Source organism: Streptomyces sp. NPDC048392 (assembly GCF_043200575.1).
In the GTDB taxonomy this organism is placed as follows: Bacteria; Actinomycetota; Actinomycetes; order Streptomycetales; family Streptomycetaceae; genus Streptomyces.
The window spans coordinates 1-15,230 of the sequence record NZ_JBICYB010000070.1 but is presented as its reverse complement, the minus strand read 5'-3'; the positions used below and the strand labels follow the sequence as shown (position 1 = coordinate 15,230).

At 66.5% G+C, this 15,230-nt stretch carries 22 protein-coding genes; 6 read left to right on the top strand and 16 right to left on the bottom strand.

Annotated elements, in window-relative coordinates:
• Positions 1 to 255: 255 nt before the first annotated feature.
• Together ACGFYH_RS36400 and ACGFYH_RS36395 are read right to left on the bottom strand one after the other, a co-directional pair.
• The gene (locus ACGFYH_RS36400) at positions 256 to 1,695 is read right to left on the bottom strand and encodes a ParB N-terminal domain-containing protein (protein WP_393807457.1); all 1,440 of its coding nucleotides are present in this window, start codon (positions 1,693 to 1,695) and stop codon (positions 256 to 258) included.
• Entirely contained in the window at positions 1,692 to 2,360 is a 669-nt protein-coding gene (locus tag ACGFYH_RS36395; RefSeq protein WP_393807456.1) for a ParB/RepB/Spo0J family partition protein, read from the bottom strand. Before ACGFYH_RS36395 ends, ACGFYH_RS36400 begins: the two co-directional genes overlap by 4 nt.
• Before the next feature lie 455 nt (positions 2,361 to 2,815).
• Between ACGFYH_RS36395 and ACGFYH_RS36390 the strand changes: the two genes are divergently transcribed.
• The 5 genes from ACGFYH_RS36390 to ACGFYH_RS36370 all read left to right on the top strand — a co-directional run bounded on the left by ACGFYH_RS36390 (position 2,816) and on the right by ACGFYH_RS36370 (position 6,751).
• On the top strand, positions 2,816 to 3,076 hold the full coding sequence (locus ACGFYH_RS36390) for a hypothetical protein (protein WP_393807455.1): 261 nt from the start codon (positions 2,816 to 2,818) through the stop codon (positions 3,074 to 3,076).
• 513 nt (positions 3,077 to 3,589) lie between these two features.
• Positions 3,590 to 4,549 (top strand): DNA-processing protein DprA, encoded by a 960-nt coding sequence (locus tag ACGFYH_RS36385; RefSeq protein WP_393807454.1) that lies wholly within the window; start codon positions 3,590 to 3,592, stop codon positions 4,547 to 4,549.
• A gap of 134 nt (positions 4,550 to 4,683) precedes the next feature.
• A complete protein-coding gene (locus tag ACGFYH_RS36380) occupies positions 4,684 to 5,298 on the top strand; it encodes a ComF family protein (protein ID WP_393807453.1) in 615 nt (204 codons plus the stop codon).
• An 88-nt stretch (positions 5,299 to 5,386) separates the two neighbouring features.
• Positions 5,387 to 5,941, top strand: a complete 555-nt coding sequence (locus ACGFYH_RS36375; protein WP_393807452.1) for a histidine phosphatase family protein — start codon at positions 5,387 to 5,389, stop codon at positions 5,939 to 5,941.
• 174 nt (positions 5,942 to 6,115) lie between these two features.
• Complete coding sequence (locus ACGFYH_RS36370) at positions 6,116 to 6,751, top strand: hypothetical protein (protein WP_393807451.1); 636 nt, start codon at positions 6,116 to 6,118, stop codon at positions 6,749 to 6,751.
• A 139-nt stretch (positions 6,752 to 6,890) separates the two neighbouring features.
• Here ACGFYH_RS36370 and ACGFYH_RS36365 read toward each other — a convergent pair whose 3' ends face one another.
• From ACGFYH_RS36365 to fabG, 14 genes are all read right to left on the bottom strand, one after another.
• On the bottom strand, positions 6,891 to 7,163 hold the full coding sequence (locus ACGFYH_RS36365) for a hypothetical protein (RefSeq protein WP_393807450.1): 273 nt from the start codon (positions 7,161 to 7,163) through the stop codon (positions 6,891 to 6,893).
• Positions 7,164 to 7,394, bottom strand: coding sequence for a hypothetical protein (locus tag ACGFYH_RS36360; RefSeq protein WP_393807449.1), 231 nt, complete (start codon positions 7,392 to 7,394; stop codon positions 7,164 to 7,166).
• A gap of 158 nt (positions 7,395 to 7,552) precedes the next feature.
• Positions 7,553 to 7,873, bottom strand: coding sequence for a VRR-NUC domain-containing protein (locus ACGFYH_RS36355; RefSeq protein WP_393807448.1), 321 nt, complete (start codon positions 7,871 to 7,873; stop codon positions 7,553 to 7,555).
• On the bottom strand, positions 7,870 to 8,148 hold the full coding sequence (locus tag ACGFYH_RS36350) for a hypothetical protein (protein WP_366015945.1): 279 nt from the start codon (positions 8,146 to 8,148) through the stop codon (positions 7,870 to 7,872). The genes ACGFYH_RS36355 and ACGFYH_RS36350 overlap by 4 nt, the downstream gene beginning before the upstream one ends.
• Before the next feature lie 205 nt (positions 8,149 to 8,353).
• Positions 8,354 to 8,545 carry a hypothetical protein gene (locus ACGFYH_RS36345; RefSeq protein ID WP_393807447.1) on the bottom strand — a complete coding sequence of 64 codons (192 nt, stop codon included), beginning with the start codon at positions 8,543 to 8,545 and terminating at the stop codon, positions 8,354 to 8,356.
• 17 nt (positions 8,546 to 8,562) lie between these two features.
• Complete coding sequence (locus ACGFYH_RS36340) at positions 8,563 to 8,829, bottom strand: hypothetical protein (RefSeq protein WP_393807446.1); 267 nt, start codon at positions 8,827 to 8,829, stop codon at positions 8,563 to 8,565.
• 33 nt (positions 8,830 to 8,862) lie between these two features.
• Complete coding sequence (locus ACGFYH_RS36335) at positions 8,863 to 9,105, bottom strand: hypothetical protein (RefSeq protein ID WP_393807445.1); 243 nt, start codon at positions 9,103 to 9,105, stop codon at positions 8,863 to 8,865.
• Between the two features lie 122 nt (positions 9,106 to 9,227).
• The gene (locus ACGFYH_RS36330; protein ID WP_393807444.1) at positions 9,228 to 9,947 is read right to left on the bottom strand and encodes a hypothetical protein; all 720 of its coding nucleotides are present in this window, start codon (positions 9,945 to 9,947) and stop codon (positions 9,228 to 9,230) included.
• Between the two features lie 4 nt (positions 9,948 to 9,951).
• Positions 9,952 to 10,827, bottom strand: coding sequence for a hypothetical protein (locus ACGFYH_RS36325; protein WP_393807443.1), 876 nt, complete (start codon positions 10,825 to 10,827; stop codon positions 9,952 to 9,954).
• Positions 10,828 to 10,857: 30 nt separating this feature from the next.
• Positions 10,858 to 11,229 (bottom strand): hypothetical protein, encoded by a 372-nt coding sequence (locus ACGFYH_RS36320; RefSeq protein WP_393807442.1) that lies wholly within the window; start codon positions 11,227 to 11,229, stop codon positions 10,858 to 10,860.
• A 26-nt stretch (positions 11,230 to 11,255) separates the two neighbouring features.
• Positions 11,256 to 11,474, bottom strand: coding sequence for a hypothetical protein (locus ACGFYH_RS36315; protein ID WP_393807441.1), 219 nt, complete (start codon positions 11,472 to 11,474; stop codon positions 11,256 to 11,258).
• Positions 11,471 to 11,797 carry a hypothetical protein gene (locus ACGFYH_RS36310; protein ID WP_393807440.1) on the bottom strand — a complete coding sequence of 109 codons (327 nt, stop codon included), beginning with the start codon at positions 11,795 to 11,797 and terminating at the stop codon, positions 11,471 to 11,473. Before ACGFYH_RS36310 ends, ACGFYH_RS36315 begins: the two co-directional genes overlap by 4 nt.
• A gap of 114 nt (positions 11,798 to 11,911) precedes the next feature.
• Positions 11,912 to 12,877: a ParB/RepB/Spo0J family partition protein gene (locus ACGFYH_RS36305; protein ID WP_393807439.1), complete on the bottom strand. Its 966-nt coding sequence runs from the start codon at positions 12,875 to 12,877 to the stop codon at positions 11,912 to 11,914.
• A gap of 648 nt (positions 12,878 to 13,525) precedes the next feature.
• The gene (gene fabG / locus ACGFYH_RS36300; protein ID WP_393807438.1) at positions 13,526 to 14,257 is read right to left on the bottom strand and encodes a 3-oxoacyl-ACP reductase FabG; all 732 of its coding nucleotides are present in this window, start codon (positions 14,255 to 14,257) and stop codon (positions 13,526 to 13,528) included.
• A gap of 375 nt (positions 14,258 to 14,632) precedes the next feature.
• Between fabG and ACGFYH_RS36295 the strand changes: the two genes are divergently transcribed.
• Entirely contained in the window at positions 14,633 to 15,172 is a 540-nt protein-coding gene (locus ACGFYH_RS36295) for a helix-turn-helix domain-containing protein (protein ID WP_393807437.1), read from the top strand.
• Positions 15,173 to 15,230: the final 58 nt, after the last annotated feature.

Below are 15,230 nucleotides of genomic sequence, written 5' to 3'. Positions count from 1 at the left end.
AGCAGGCACCGATCGCCTACGAACAGCAGTCAGCTCCCCTGACATTTGCCGCATAACGAAACGAACAGGTGTCCACTCATCGGGGACAAGACCCGATGGGTGTTGATGTGTGGTCTGTCGGATTCTCCGAACGTCTTCAGGCAGTGCTGTGTCAGGTCGAGTTCACGGATGCCGGCCAGCCACATGATGCGGTAACTGGCCCTAGCCTCAATATCTATGCGAACTCTGTATGAGTCCGCCCTCAAATGCATTCCTCTACCCCTCCAATATGGAATTCCTATCCTCGATCAACTCTATCAAAATATCCAGAATTCCGCCGTGCTTGTTGTGTCGGAATTCGTTAGGGTATGGCATGTTGAATTCCTCCGAAAATGCCTCGTGGTATTCCTCGATCGGTAGAACTCGGGGGCGCTTGCAGACGGCCTTGACCGTGGCCCTGGTGGTGTCACTGATCTGTACGTCCTCGAAGTATCGAGACAGTAGACCGAGGAGGGACTCGGGCGTGTGGTAGCGGATCCGCTGCCACTTGCCACGCACGAACCGCATGTCGACGTTCTCGCTGTCGAGGAAGGACAAGCGGGTTGAATCGCGGCTGATGGAGTGCTCGGATTTCTCGTACGCCAACTCCCGCTCCAAGTTGCGTGTGCCGATGCAGACTTGGCCGTCCGCTGCGCAGAGCGCGTTGACGGTGGTGAGCACCCAATGCTGGTAGTCGAGGGATGTGGTGGCGTTGATGACCGAGTCGAGGACCACCACCTCGTAGAGGCCGCTCTCTCTCAACTCGCGTTCGATCGTGCGGATCTGGCCGACGATCGTGCGGATGTCGACGGCGTACTTGCCCTTCAGGGTGCGGTAGGGCTCGTAGTCGTGGATCTTGTAGCCCTTGCCGCGCAGGTGTCGGGCGTAGTCGCCGTGCCCGGCACCGAAGTCGACCACCCGGTGGGAGGTGGTGAGCCATGGTAGGACGAGGCGCTCCCATACTTCGGACTTGTAGCGGACCTTGTCCGCCTTGGCCTTCGAGGAGTGTTCTCGCAGCCGGTTGGGCTGCACGATGTGCTGGTTCCACACTGGCGCCTGCTCTTCGAGGCCGGTCCAGTCGTACACGCCGTACTCGCCGGTGAGGTCCTCAACGAGCTGGCCGGCGTCGAAGGAGGCGCAGGTCCAGGCGAGGATGTCGAAACGTTGAGCCTTGGCGACGGCCGCGTACTCGGCGTTCAGCACGATGCGGCCCTGGTCGTCAATGACCACCGACCCCCACGGCCCGTGGGCGGCGGTCATGAACCCGATTGCCTGCTGGAACGGCCGGTTCTTCGACTCCTCAACCTCGATGGTCTGCCACGGAATCCAGCACCACTGGCCGATCGGTCCCGGATCCGCGTACACCACGGACGACTCGGTCTCGACCCGGTTGTGCAGGAGGTTGAACTTGATCTCGTCCTGCAGCCGCACTTTCTGCGGCAGGATCATCGCCGGCGTCGTCGTCTCGCCGATCGCCTTCAAGCCCTTGGTCCTCTGGTGGCCCGCGACCAGCGTTCCGTCGGCATTCAGGATCACGGGCTTCACGACGCCGTGGCGGCGTAGCGAGCCCTGCAACCGGACGAACGACTCCTCGGACAGGCGACGCGGGTTGTAGTCCGCGGGCCGCAGCTTGGACAGCGGGTAGGCGGGGGCGAAGCGAACGTCGAGCGGGTTCATGCGACCGCTCCCTCTTCAGCGCGGTGCTCCTCGTTGAGGACGTGCCAGCCGAACCCGAGGTCGGAGTCGTGGTCGCCGACGAACTGCTTGTACAGCGCGTCGAGCAACTCGACTTCGGCCTGTGTGATCCGTACACGGGTGGACGACCACTGCATGTACCCCCACTGCAGGTAGTCCACCGACGCAGCGGCCCCTGTGTCTGCCCCATCGGTGGGGAGCTCGATGGGGGCCGGGAGTGCCGTCTCGTCCAGGAGTTGGTCGAGCTGCTCTTGGTCGTAGCCGGTGCCTTGGAGGTCGGGGAGTTCGGTGAGGATGTCCGCGAGGAGCACTGTGTCGTACCCGGCGAGATCGCTGGTGCGGTTATCGACGATGACGATCTTCGCCGCGGCTTCGTCGTCGACGTCGAGCCAGGTGACCGCGATGTCGGTCCATCCGAGCTGCTTCGCCGCCTTGAAGGTGTGGTTGCCGGCGAGGATCTCGTTGGGGCGCCCTGTCCGGGTGCCGCGGTTGACGACGATCGGCCGGTACTGGCCGTTGACGGCCAGTGACTCGGCGATGGAGTCGAGATCACCAGCGCGCGGGTTGCGGTGATACGGGGCCAGTTCGTCGACCGGAACGGCCAGCTCGGCGAGCGAGGCCGGTATGCGGGAGGCGGCAGAGGACACGGGTCTCCAGCCCCACGCCCACCATCGAGCCTAGGTGATCGCCCGCGACGCCCTGCCAAACTGATCGCGGGGCGATGACACTGAGCCGGAGCGGACGTATGGATCTCGCTGCGAAGTACGCAGCTCGGTGCCAAGGCACGCTGCTCCTCGCGGAGGCCGCCGAGGACGCGTACGGGTGGGGGCCTTGATCGCTTCCTGTCGCATTGCGACTGCAGGACCTGATAATCCGACAGAACCCTGAAGTGGGACGGCCGTAGATCCACAGATCTGCATGATCGGCTTGTCCTGTCCGGCTTACGTTCGGTAGCGTCTCCGACATCAAAGTGGGCCCCACCGTGCCGTGCACGGTGGGGCCCTTTTGTGTCTCCTCGCCCCCGGGGAGACCTGCGTCACGCCGCCGTCTTCAGGTTCCTAGGCCAGCGAAGCGGCGGCTACACCCAGCGAAGGGAACACACATGAGCTCCAACCATGGCACACGCGACGGTGACCAGCCACCCTCCATCAGCCCCACCCCCGCCGACCGGGGTGCGGAAGCAGCCCCGGAGCCCGCGGCGCCGGTCCCGCGCCGCGGGCTGCAGATCCAGTTCGGCCACGGCCTGCACGTCGAACTCGGCGGACGCACTCTGCTTTCGGTGTACGTCTCGCCGCTGGTTGCGACGGGTGTATCTATCGCGGCCGGACTGGCCAGTTGGGGTTTCGGCCCCTGGCAGCAGTAGTCGCTTGATTCGGCTGCGGGCGGCCGGCGCCCGGCCGCCCGCAGCCGGGGCGCGCAGTTCTCAAGGGGCAGGGGCGTGACTCCAAGGCGGCCAAGGCCGACCCTTATCGAGGACTGCCGGACCGTGGACATGATGATGCTTTGGATCTTGTCATGTATCGGGCTGCTGAGTCTCGCCTCTGATCGCGTGCGTCGGCTCGCGCGCATATGAAGATTTTTCGTCGTGGCCTGGATCCAGGCGGTCGACTCGATCCGCCAAGCAGTCGCTGAGCTGAGGCAGGGGCGGGAAGGGCGAGTCCCAACAGATGGGGACCGTGATGAGTAGCAGTGTCCGAACAGCGCCTGATAGTCGACTGACGTCAACCTCGAATGAAGGAGCCCGCAAGCGCCGATCTTGCGACAGTTTGTCTACCTATACGCCTCCGCGCGTATAGGTCATGATGGAGGCGGTCCACAGCACAGCAGCACCACCCTTCGAACACTTTGGACCGCGAGTAGAAGGACCCCCGAGGACATGATCACAACGACGCCCCTGCAACTGGACCTGCTGGCCCTTTGCGCACTGCGAACGGACAACAGGTCCGTCGACTGGCACCTGCTGGCCAGGACGTGCCAGTCGCCTGAGGCACTCCACGTGCTCCTCGGCGGCGACATCCCTGAAGACTCCGATATCGCCAGCAAGAGCGTGACCATCTTGCGGAAGGCGCTCCCGGAGATCGACGACGCCCGGAGCCGGGTCGCCGCCGAACTTGAGGCTGCCTCCCAGGTCGGCGCTCGCCTGGTGACTGTGCTTGATCCGGAGTATCCGGCCAACCTGCGGCTGATCCCCAACCTGCCACCGTTCTTGTTCTACCTCGGTGATCTCGCCGAGCGGGATGCCCGGTCCGCTGCCGTCGTCGGCACACGCAACGCGAGCGCAGACGGTGTACGTCGTGCCGCTCGCATGGCAGCCGGTCTGGTGGAAAACGACGTTGTGGTGTTCAGCGGTCTGGCCAAAGGCATCGACACTGCCGCGCACACGGCAACGTTGGAAGCCGGTGGCCGCACCGTGGCGGTGATGGGCACAGGCATTGCCGCGAAGGTCTACCCAGCCCAAAACAAACAGTTGGCCGCCCGCATCCTCGACCAGGGCGGCGCGCTCCTGTCCCAGTTCTGGCCCACCTCCGGACCGGCGACTTGGACGTTCCCACGCCGAAACGTCGTCATGTCCGGATGCACGATCGGCAGCATCGTCATCGAGGCGTCCTCCACCTCCGGCGCCAAGATGCAGGCGCGCCTCGCGGCCGAGCACGGCAAGCACGTCTTCCTCATCCGTTCCCTGGCCACCAGTGAGCCGTGGGCCGCGAAGATGGTCACCGAAGGGCGAGCGGTGGAAGTCGTCGAACTCGACGATGTTCTCTCCCGCCTCGGCAGCGCAGCGCGAGTCCAACAGGCTGGCCAACAGCGGCTCCAACTCGCGCTGGAGGGCCTGTGACGGGAACCTCTGGCCTGCCCCGGCCACTGGGGTTCCCCAACTGCAGCCGATGCGCCTACCGCATCAACGGAACTCCCGCCGTGTGCGCGGAATGCGCCGCGGCTACCATGCGCCCTCTGGCAGAGCATCACTGTGTGGTCTGCAGCCAGAGCTTGGATGCCCCGGACGCCATATGCCGGAACAAGATCTGCCGCTGGAGCCCGGAGAAGCGTTACTTCACCCGAGTCGATGCCCTTGCTCTGTTCACCCATCCTCTGGAACAACCGATCAAGAGGTTCAAGTACGACGGCCGGAAGGGGTGGAGCAAGGTCTTCGGACGGCTCATCGTCGGATGGCTTGAGGAAAACCGCAGACAGGTCGCCGACATCGACCTCATCATCGGAAACCCCACAGCACCTGACCGCCTACCGCTCCAGCACATCGAAAAGATCATGGAGTCCGCCTACACGGAAGACACACTGGACCGGTGGCCCATCGCCGCCCCCGACAGGCCCGTGGCGACCAAGAAATACGAGACGAAGAAGTCGGCCAGCGGCGGCGCTCAGTGGGCGGACAAACTGCACGCGGCAGAGGAGCACGCCAAGGCACTGAGGTTCCACAGGAGCGTGGAGGGCAAACGCATCCTGCTCGTTGACGACGTGTTCACAACAGGCGCCACATTCCACACCGTTTGTAAGCGACTCATCACCGAAGGGAAGGCTGCCGAGGTGCGTGGCCTGGTCCTCGCCCGCGTCCCGTTCGGCTCGTGAGAATCAGCCGAATCCTCACTGCCTGACCAGGAGTTGAGCCGGCCATATTCCAGTGGCGCCCGCTGCGGGCCGTGCGCCACGCTCCGCTATGACCATCTTCTATCTGGTGCAGCACGCGGAGAAGGAACGACAACTCGGCGATCCGGGCTTGACCATCCTCGGACGTCAGCAGGCGGCCCGAACAGCGAAGCATCTGCACGACAAAGGGATTGGCGCCCTGATCAGCAGCCCGCTGAGGCGAGCCCACGAGACGGCAGAGTTCATCGCTGCCGCGTGCGGACTCGCGGTCCGGGAGGATACCCGGCTGCGGGAGCGGATGAACTGGAACGATGAAGAACCAATCGAGGAGTTCCTCGCCGACTGGGCTGCAACGGTACAAGACCGGGATTACGTGCCCAGGTCCGGGGATTCCTCACGTCAGGCCGGCGACCGAGTCCTTGCGTGCTTGACCGACCTGGCTGGCGAACCAGGGCCGGTCGCAGTTGTCACTCACGGCGGCGTCACCGTAGACCTCCTTCGCACGCTGCTCGGCGACGACGCGCTGGCGGAGGACCTGCTGTACGGCGGGATCCCAACTTGCGCGATCACCACGCTCGACGGTAGGGCTGTCGTTGAAATCGCTGTGCAGGCACACCTTTTGTAACACTGCAATGCCATGGGCTCGCCTCCCGCGTCCACCAATCGCAGGGTGGGCATGCACATGAGTGAGGCAGGGCAGAACTCGACCCAGGCCAGCCCCCGGCGAAGGGAAGCTGCCTGACACGAGTCCCCAGAGCGGGGCACACGAAGAGACCTGATATCCGCAGGGAGCCCAATCGTGGACTTTGTTGGAGGGGCGATCCGGCTGACCCCGCTGGACGACCGCCGTCATCTGATCGACCGCGGCCCGCTGGTGCTGGCCGACATGAAGATCGCGGTGGAGACCGAGCCCGATTCGCGGCAGCAGGTCGCCGAACGGTGGGGAATTCACCATGCGGACGACCATCCAGAGGAGTGGCTGCACGTCGACGTGGAGGTTACTGACCTGGGGAAGGAGGCCCCGAGCCCGTCCGTCCTGAGTGACCTGGTGGTGGCAGCCACGCGTACGTCCAATGCGGCCGTCGAGGTGTGGGGCCCTGCAGCGGCCGATAAGACGTGGCCCTACCTCGTGATGCCGTGGGTGGACTTCGAGACCATGGGGGCCTGCGCGTCGTTCCGCGGCGGCCGTGTGAGCTTCGGAGGGTTTCTGTTCGACCGCGACTGGGGGTGGCACTTCGATCCGCCCACCGAATCGAACGGGCTCCAAGTGCCGTTTACGCCTCTCCTTGAGGTCGCAGAGGGCGACGTTTGGGCTACGGGCTACACCGACGTTCCCCCGCCGGCGGCCACGCCGCGCAGCGAATGGCCCGCGATCGTTGAGCAGTCGGAATGGAAGGGCTACATCCCGGGCCGACCGCCCGTCACCAGCTCCTGACTGAGGGTCATTCAGGCACGCGTGGGGCCGTACAGAGAGCCCGATGTGCCGTGATGCCGATTGGCCATTCCATCGTCGTCAACGGCAGGGATCCGCTCACCGCACTCGTCGCAGTACGTGGGATGCTCCAGCTCGTTCGTCATGAGTCTCGTTCGGTGGCGCTGATGTAGCAGGCGTAGACGTTGGCGGTGCCGTCGTCGGCGAGGCGCGCGGTGGCATCGAATGCGCCGGCGGGGCGGAAGGCGCTGTGACGGCCGGTCCGGATGCGGTACGCAAGGTTGGTGGCCCGGTTCAGGTTGCCGAGAGTCTCGATGTGCGCCCACTCGTCCGGGTGTTCGCGGAGGGCCTGGGCGGTGTCGTGTGCTTCCTGGCTGCGGGTTGGGGCAGGCAGGGGTTCGAAGCGGGCGTGCATTCAGCGGTCTCCGGCGGTCGGCAGGGCGGCTTCGGCGAGTTCCCGGATACGGGCTGCTGTGCGCCACTGGCCGTCGGAGAGGTGTTCGCACAGCTCGTTGGCCAGGCGGGCGACTTCGGCGAGGACCAGCTCGGTGCCGGTGCCTGGTGTGGGGGTGCTCTGCTCGCGGTCCGGGCCGAGGGGCTCAGAGGGTGCAGTCGTGTGGTTGGTCGCGCGAGCAGAGTGATTCATGGCGGATGTTCCCTGGAGTGGTCAGCGGTTGTTGCAGCGGCAGGTGTTGGTGATGGGGTTGAACCAACTGTCGCAGGAGTTGCACCACGTGGCTCCGGGCATCGGAGGTATCTCGGAGTGCTGCTTGGGGCGATCGTGCACGGGGTCTGTTTCCTTTGTCAGAAGTTGTCGGGGAGTTGGGCGCGGGGGCCGTCGGGGGCGAGGACGTTCACGATGTGGTCGAGGTCTTTGGGCCGCCACAGTGCGGCTTCGAGGCCGCAGCCGGCGAGGTGCTTGAGCCAGTCGCGCTGAGCGGGGCGTATGCGGCCGGTGTCGGACTTGAACTCGGCGAAGATGATGCGTTTGGCCTTGGGGTGTCCGTAGACCTCGTCGGGCCATCCGGCGTCACTGCGCTGCGAGTTGTGCGTGTGGTACGTGAGAGTCCAGCCGCCGAGGGCTGCGATCTTGCGGACGTGCCGGCGGAACTGTTCCTCGGTCACGCGGCCCGCCTGCGGCGCGGGACGTCGGCCTCCAGGAGGGCGGCGAGGTGTGCGGCGGCGTCCGGGTCCGGTCGCGGCTGGCGCCGGACGGCGGGCGTGGCCGGGAGCGCGGGGCGGCGGTGGCGTTCCTTGAGGAGTTCGGGCAGCGGGCGCTTCGTTTCCTCCCACAGGATCTCCTGCAGGGAGCGACCGTATCGCTCGAGGACGAGGGCCTCGTAAAGGGCGTCGTCGTGGCTCGTGTGCTGGATGTCGTGGTGGTTGTTCAGGGCAGGCATGTTGGTTGCTCCGTGGGTTGGCCGGGACCCGCAGGGGGGTGCGGGTCCCGGCCGGAGGGGTGGCTCGTATCTGACGAGCCGTTCCGGGCGGGCGGGGCGCGGGGGGTCGCTGCCCGTCCGGAGGTGTGGGTGGATGGTCGGGCCGTGCCAGGGCCTGACATCACTCAGAACCTAACACGAAGATGTGCACTGACCTATTTCTGGGTCAGTCGACGATGGCGAGCTCGTCGGGCTCGTACGGGAGGGGCTTGGGTGCGCCGGGCCACTGCACCATCACGAGCCTCTGTCCGCTGATGGGGTCGGTGGCGTGTCCGTGCACTTCGCCGAAGGGGCGGAGCATGCCCTTGGGGGTCGGCCGGGCTAGCGTCACGCCTGTGTGCTTCTGGAAGTCTTCCATGCTGGCCTCCTGGCTGTTCAGGTAAGGGAGTTGCGGGCGATGAGGGTGAGTGCGTGGCCCCACTGTTCGGTGACGGGTTCGTTGAAGGTGAAGCCTGAGTCGGGGGCTTCGAGTTCGGCGACCCGCCAGTCCGTGCAGGTGCCGGCGGGCGGGTGCTCGAAGTTCTGGATGGTGCCGTCGTTCAGGGTGATGGCGAGGCGGATCGCGCCGCTGGGGCTGATGGTCGCGTTGGTCTTGCTGCTTGCGACCAGGGCTTCCGCGGTGAGTGAGTCTCCGAGGGTCACTGGGGCTCCTTTTGGGTAGTGGCCTATTTTTGATCAGGTGAGGGCTGCGAAGCCTTCGCAGATGGAGCAGGTGTCGCCCGTGTGGGGGCTGGTGCCGTCGCTGCATGCGGGGCAGGGCAGGTATCGGCCGGTGCCGTGACAGGCGTCGCAGTCTCGGGTGTGCTCGTACGGTCCGTGCAGGTAGGTGACGGTGCCGCCGCCTTCGCATTCGCCGCATTCCGGGGCGTGGGCGCCGGTGACGGTGAAGGCGTCGATGATTGCCGGGGTGGCGAACACCTGCTCCTCCTTCGGTGGTTGGGCGGTGTGGGCTACCCCCTCACCTCTTGTGTTAATTCTACTATCCATGATGGGGGTGTCCACTCCCCGTCAGCGATCTCCACCACCCCCCCGTCAAGGTGCTATGCGGCGAACAAGCCCTCCTGCACAGGCTCTGCCTGCGGCTCGGGACCGGCGCCGAGATGCTCTATGTGCTCGGTGAGCGTCCAGCCGAGCCATCGCCACTGGGGGAGAAGCGGCCTCGGTGAAGGGCCGCTGCCGCACACCAGGGAGGTGACGCCTGCCGCGCGGGCCGCGTTCACGACGGGCGTGCGCTCCAGGATCAGCAGGTGTGGTCTGACGCGGTGGACGGTCGTGTCGTCCAGCCACACCTCGCAGTACGGCCTGTCCAGATTCGTGAGCATCGCCAGGCGGTGAATGTCGCCCCAGGCCGGGTGCAGGCCACCGGGTTTGACCCACAGCCAGGTCCCCGGCCGGATGTCTCCGGGCCCGCTCGGCGTGTGCGCGTACGGAGGGCGCTGGCGGTGCCTGCGTTTCGGCGGGGCCGGGCGGGACGGCGGGTAGTGCGGGTGCGCCTGGTGGTACTGGTGCAGTTCTTCGGCGAGCGCGGCCATCTGGTCGGCGTGGCTGTAGCAGCGGGGGCCGGTGTGCCAGCGGCGCGGCTGGCTCTTCTCCCAGTACGTCGGTGAACCGCACTCGCGTCGGCCCTCAGTGAGGTAGGGCTCTGCTGTCTCGCACGGCCAGGTATCGGTGCAGGTTCGGCATGTCCACGGTGTGGAGGTCGAGTTCGGCAGATGCGCGTCCGGCAGGAAGAAGGGCCGCGGCGGTGCGTACGTCGCCACGGCGTCAGTCCCCGGCGTGCGCGGTCAGGGCGGCGGCCGCGTTCTGGATCTGCCCGGCCGTCCAGGGGGATCCGCTGAACTCCAGGCGGGCGAGGACCTCGCTGCCCTCCGTCAAGGTGACGCTGCACGAACCTCTGTTCACCCGGAGCTGCAGGTGTCGGCCACGGCGGTGGTCCTGCGGGAGGCGAAGCTGCGACCAGCCCAGTGTCATCGCATCGTCGTCGGTGGACTCTGGGGTGTGGTGGCCGACCGAGTTGAGCAGTGCCTCGTCGTGGCGGCATCGGCTGTAGCAGGTGAGCAGGGCTGCCCGCGTACCGTTCACGAAGAAGGCGTGACGAGTGGAGGTCTGGCGGGCCTTGGTGCGGACCTCGACGTGCGGCGCCGCTGCATGCGCGGTGCGGTGGAGCCAGAACCCGTCACCGAGCTCGTCCCGGTGCCGGCGGCCGAGCTCCCAGCCCTTGACGTGCAGGATGCGCCGCCAGGTCCATTTCTGTCCGTTGCTGCGGTACTGCGGGTCTTCTGGCTGGTCGGTCATCCAGAGCGTGGTGACCGGCGTTGCGTTGAACGACGCGTCCGGGGTGACGGACGTGTCGATGCGGACCAGGACGCGCGGGCTGTTGAAGGTGATCTTCTCGGTGGAGGTGCCCAGTTCGGTCAGGACCGGGCAGGTCTCACAGTCCGGCTTGCGCTGAATGCAGGGTCCGAAGCCACCCCATCGGGCGCGGCGGGTGTCGTAGCTCTCGAAGAGAGTCGGGTACGAGGTGGGTATCAGGGCGCACTGCGCGCCGCCCGCCCCGATGTGGGCGTTCAGGCTGAGGCGGTTGAAGCCCTTGCCGTCGGCGGGTCGTGTCGGTGCAGGCTCGGGCAGGTAGATCGGCATGAAGGCCCTTACAGTAAGGGGGAGTTGAGGTCAGGATGCGTTCTGCTCGCCTGGCATGGACTCGGCCTTTCTGGCGTGGAAGGCGAGGAGGGCGACGAGCGTGCGGTCGGACCGGCTGCCGGGGTGTTCGGCATAGAGCCGTCCCACGATGAACTCGTGCTCCAGGTGGCGTTCGAGGTGGAGGAGCCAGCCTGCGGCCGTGGATGTGGTGCTGCGCTCGGTCGTATGGGTGTTGGGGTCCTTCGCGCCGTGCCAGGTAAGGATCACGGCTGGAAAGTCGTCCAGCAGTGTGGGTTGGGCGCGCCAGCCGGGGCGGTCCCTGTCCGGCGAATGGGACCAGATGCGGCGGCGGTGCAGGGCGCTTCGGACATCGCTGAGCAGCGTCTCGGTGCTCGCGCTCACAGTTACTCCTTGCAGGTGCGCGGGTTTCAGAACAGTTCCTCTTGGCCGTCGACGTCGCCCGGCTGCTCGCGGCCGGACCGACGCGGGCCGGGATCAGGGACGGTGTCGCCGAAGAGAGCGGCGGTGTCGAACCGGTCAGGTACGGCAACGATCCGAGCGGGGCCCGCTTGTACGGGCAGCTCGTTGGGGGCCGCTGCGTCGAAATCGGCACGCCCCATCTGCGTCCAGCACTTTCCGGTGTTCATGCACCCGCCTCCTGGCTTCCGCCGGGCAACTGGGGTGACCGCGGAGCCGCAGCTGCTTCGAGGACGGCGTCCGCCCAGTCATGTACGAGTGCGGTCCCGGCCCGGCCTGCCGCCTCGCCTGGGGTGTGGCCGTCCTCGAGGGCCTGCAAGTAGCGGGCCGCGGTGACCTCAAGAGCGTTGGGTGAGGTGAAGGTCTGCATGAGGCGGTCGATGTTCGTGCCGTGCATGTGGTTGAGGGCCTTCGCGGCGAAGGCGACGATCATGCCGACGTCCTTGCCGAGCTGCTCGGCCTGGGCGAGGGTGAGGGGTGCGCTGTAGCGCATGACGTACCTGGCTCCTGTGCTGTAGCGGGGTTTCCGGAAAGATGCGGCGCGGAGGTTGTGACCGCGCCGGCCGGGGTGCGGACGCGGTTGCCCGCACCCCCGGAGCTGAGCCGGTCAGGCTGCGACAGGCTCCCGCTCGTCGGCGGCGTCTGCGTGCTCGGCGCTGTGGTCGGCCTCGGCTTCCGGGTTGACCGTGACGAGCTGGCGGGCTTCGGCGTGCGCCTTGGCCTGCTTGAGCTGGAACCGTGCCTTGGTCAGCGACTCGGCGACCCGGTCGAGCTGCTCCAGGCGTGCCCCGACCTGCGTCTCGAGGGTCTCGGCGAGCTTCAACGGCTCGGTCTTGCCGATCTCGTCGAGCAGCGCCCGCACCTGCTCGATCTTGTCGAGCGTTGTGCGGGTCTTCTTCTGCGCGGCAGCGCGCTCGGTGCGCTGCTCCTCGGTCATCTCCTCGACGACCATGAGAACGGCCTGGTCCTGCTGCTGCTTCATCGCGTAGGCGAAGTGCACGATCTCGTTGTCCGAGGCGAATTCGCCGCGCACGAACTTGCTGAGAACGGAGCCCTGGTTGGCGAGGTTGAGGGCGGCGATCTGCACGGCCGCCTGCGTGCCGATCTTCCCGTCCTGTACGAGCTCCTGGACCTCTATGCGCAGGTCCAGCAGGGCCAGGCGCAGCTTCACGTAGGTGGTGGTCTTCGCGAAGTCGGCGGCCACGGACTCGATGGTCGCGCCCTCCTCCTCGTCGAGGATGCGCTGGTAGCCGTGCGCCTCCTCGAACGGGGTCATGTCCTCGCGGGTGACGTTCTCGCTCATGGACCGCTTGAACCGCTGGAGTTCGCTCTTCTCCGAGGTGATCGTGGCGCGGATCTTGGTGCGGCCGAGGATCTGGTGGGCGCGGAAGCGGCGCTCGCCGGAGACGATCTCGTAGCCGCCCTGCTCGTTGTCCGGTCGGACCTCGATGGCCTGCATGAGGCCGTACTTGTCGATCGAGGCGGCCAGCTCGTTCAGCGCGTCCTCGGCAAAGTACTCGCGCGGCTGGCGCGGGTTGCGGTGGACCTGACTCATCTTGAGGACGCGCTGCATTTCGGGCTCCAAGTGGTGCTGGTGAGGTTTCTTTCTCCCTCATCTCTTGAGTTAATTCTACTATGGATGGAAGGGGTGTCCACTCCTGGAATCCCCCGCCAGCGTGACCTCGGACACGCTCGCAGAACAGGTCCTGACGTGCGAAAACGCTGACGGGCGCCGAGGAGATCTCGGCGCCCGTCAGCGTCACCTACGACTGGTCGTCCACCTGCTCACGCCAGGCCCGCACCTGCGGCGGCATCCCGGCTGCCGGGGCGGCGAAGCAGCCGTCATGGATCGGGCATGCCGCGCACAGTCGCGCCCCGTCCCGGCCGGCGCCCGGTATCTCACGCCGTTTCCGCTCAGGGCTGTTTGTGCACAGTCCTGCCGACCATGCCACGGGCCGGGCCGCCGCTGCGCGTCGGTCTGCGAGTCCGGCCAGCGCGACCATGCGGTCCGCGTCACGGTCGCGGCCGTGCCCCGTCCGTGCCGGTTGTGCTGCCAGTGCCAGGATGCGATCAACGTCGATCACCCCTGCCCCCTTGTCCCGGCAGTGCGTAGACCGGCTGCCCCTTTCCGAGCTTGTACGCAGTACCGCCGTCCCGCCTCGCGGCCTCGCCTCCGCCTTCCCCCGCAGCCCCAAGCGGGCTGCCTCGATACGGCCACCTGCTAGTGCCCCATTCCCGCACCACCGTCGACCGGGATCACCGCGCCGGTGACATAGGAGCCCTCGTCGATGAGGAACCGCACGGTGCGCGCGATCTCCTCGGGCTGCCCGAGACGGCCGAGCGGGATCTGTCCGAGCAGCGCCTTGATGCGGTCCTCCGGCAGAGCGGCGGCCATGTCCGTGGCGGTCAGCCCCGGCGCGACGACGTTCGCGGTGATGCTGCGCGAGCCGTACTCGCGGGCGATGGACCGGGCCAGTCCGATCAGCCCTGCCTTGGAGGCGGCGTAGTTGGTCTGCCCGGCCTCCCCGTGCATCGCGGTCGCCGACGAAATGAACACCATCCGGCCGCCCTTGGCGCGCAGCATGCCCGGCAGTGCGCGCTTGGTCACCCGGTAGGCGGCGATCAGGTTCGCATCGAGGACCGCGGTGAAGTCGTCCTCGCTCATGCGGGCGAGCAGACCGTCACGGGTGATCCCCGCGTTGGAGACGAGGGAGGTGACCGGGCCGTGCTCGGCCTCAGCCTGCTTGAACGCCATGTCGACCTGCTCAGGGTCGGTCACGTCACATCGCACGGCAAGGAACCGACCCCCGGTGTGCTCCTGGCCCGGCAGGTAGGAATGGGCGGGGGGCTCGCCGGAGCGGTAGGTGACGGTCACGTTGTGGCCAGCCTCGGCAAGCTCGGTGGCTATGGCGTAGCCGATGCCTCGGTTGCCGCCGGTGATGAAGACGCTCATGCCTGACACCTCTGGGATCGTCGTCGATGCAATGTCCGCCCACGGCTCGTCGCCCGGTGGGGCAGAGATCGGAGGCGAGAGGGCCGTCGAGGAGGGTGGCCCCGGCGGCGGTGCCACACATTGCCCGGATTCCATCCTGTTAGGCCGGTTCTCGGTGTGCCGGTACCCGCACAACCGGCACTGCGAGTACGGGTTATCGCCCACCCGGGGTGTCGGAATGTCTTGAATGATCCTAAACATGCCCGTCTTATATGACAGGCCCCTCAAGTCGGACACACGTATAAGCTGCGTTAGGGTTTCCTCATACTTTTCCTGTTCTTTACTTCAGGGGAGCCCTGCACCTGTATGTCGCGGAACCTGCCTCCGATCACCCGCATGCTCAAGACCTGGCGCGAAGAGCGTGACCCGCACGCAGTACCCGGCTTCACCGCCCGCTACGGAGCGCGCCGCCGCAAAGGCCTCACCCAACGGGACGTGGCTGAGCTGACCGGAGTGACCGAGGGCTGGTACGGAAAGCTGGAGCGCGGCGTCCTCGATCACGTCGGCGACGAGTTCCTGGAGAGGATCGTGCGTGTCCTCGGACTGGACAGCGCGCAACGCGCCCATCTGTGGCTGGAGGCCAACGGCTGCGAGCCGCCACCGCTCTCGAACGCGGACGCCAGCACCATCGACCCCGTAGGCGCGGCCATCGTCCACAGCCAGATATATCCCGCCTACACCTACACCTACTGCTGGGACGTGCGCGTCTTCAACGAGGCCGCGGCCCGCGACTACCCGTGGATGATGCACGGCATCAACGTGATGATCTGGGCGCTCACCTTTCCTGAGGCGCGCCTGCAGCTGATCGACTGGGAGGAGACCTGGGCCAAGCCCATGGCCTCAGAAGCCGTATCTCAACCGAACGTGATCTCTTGATTTCTGCTGGTCAGGCATGGTTTCGCTCGGCGTGAGGGAGGCATGCCGACGTCTTGTG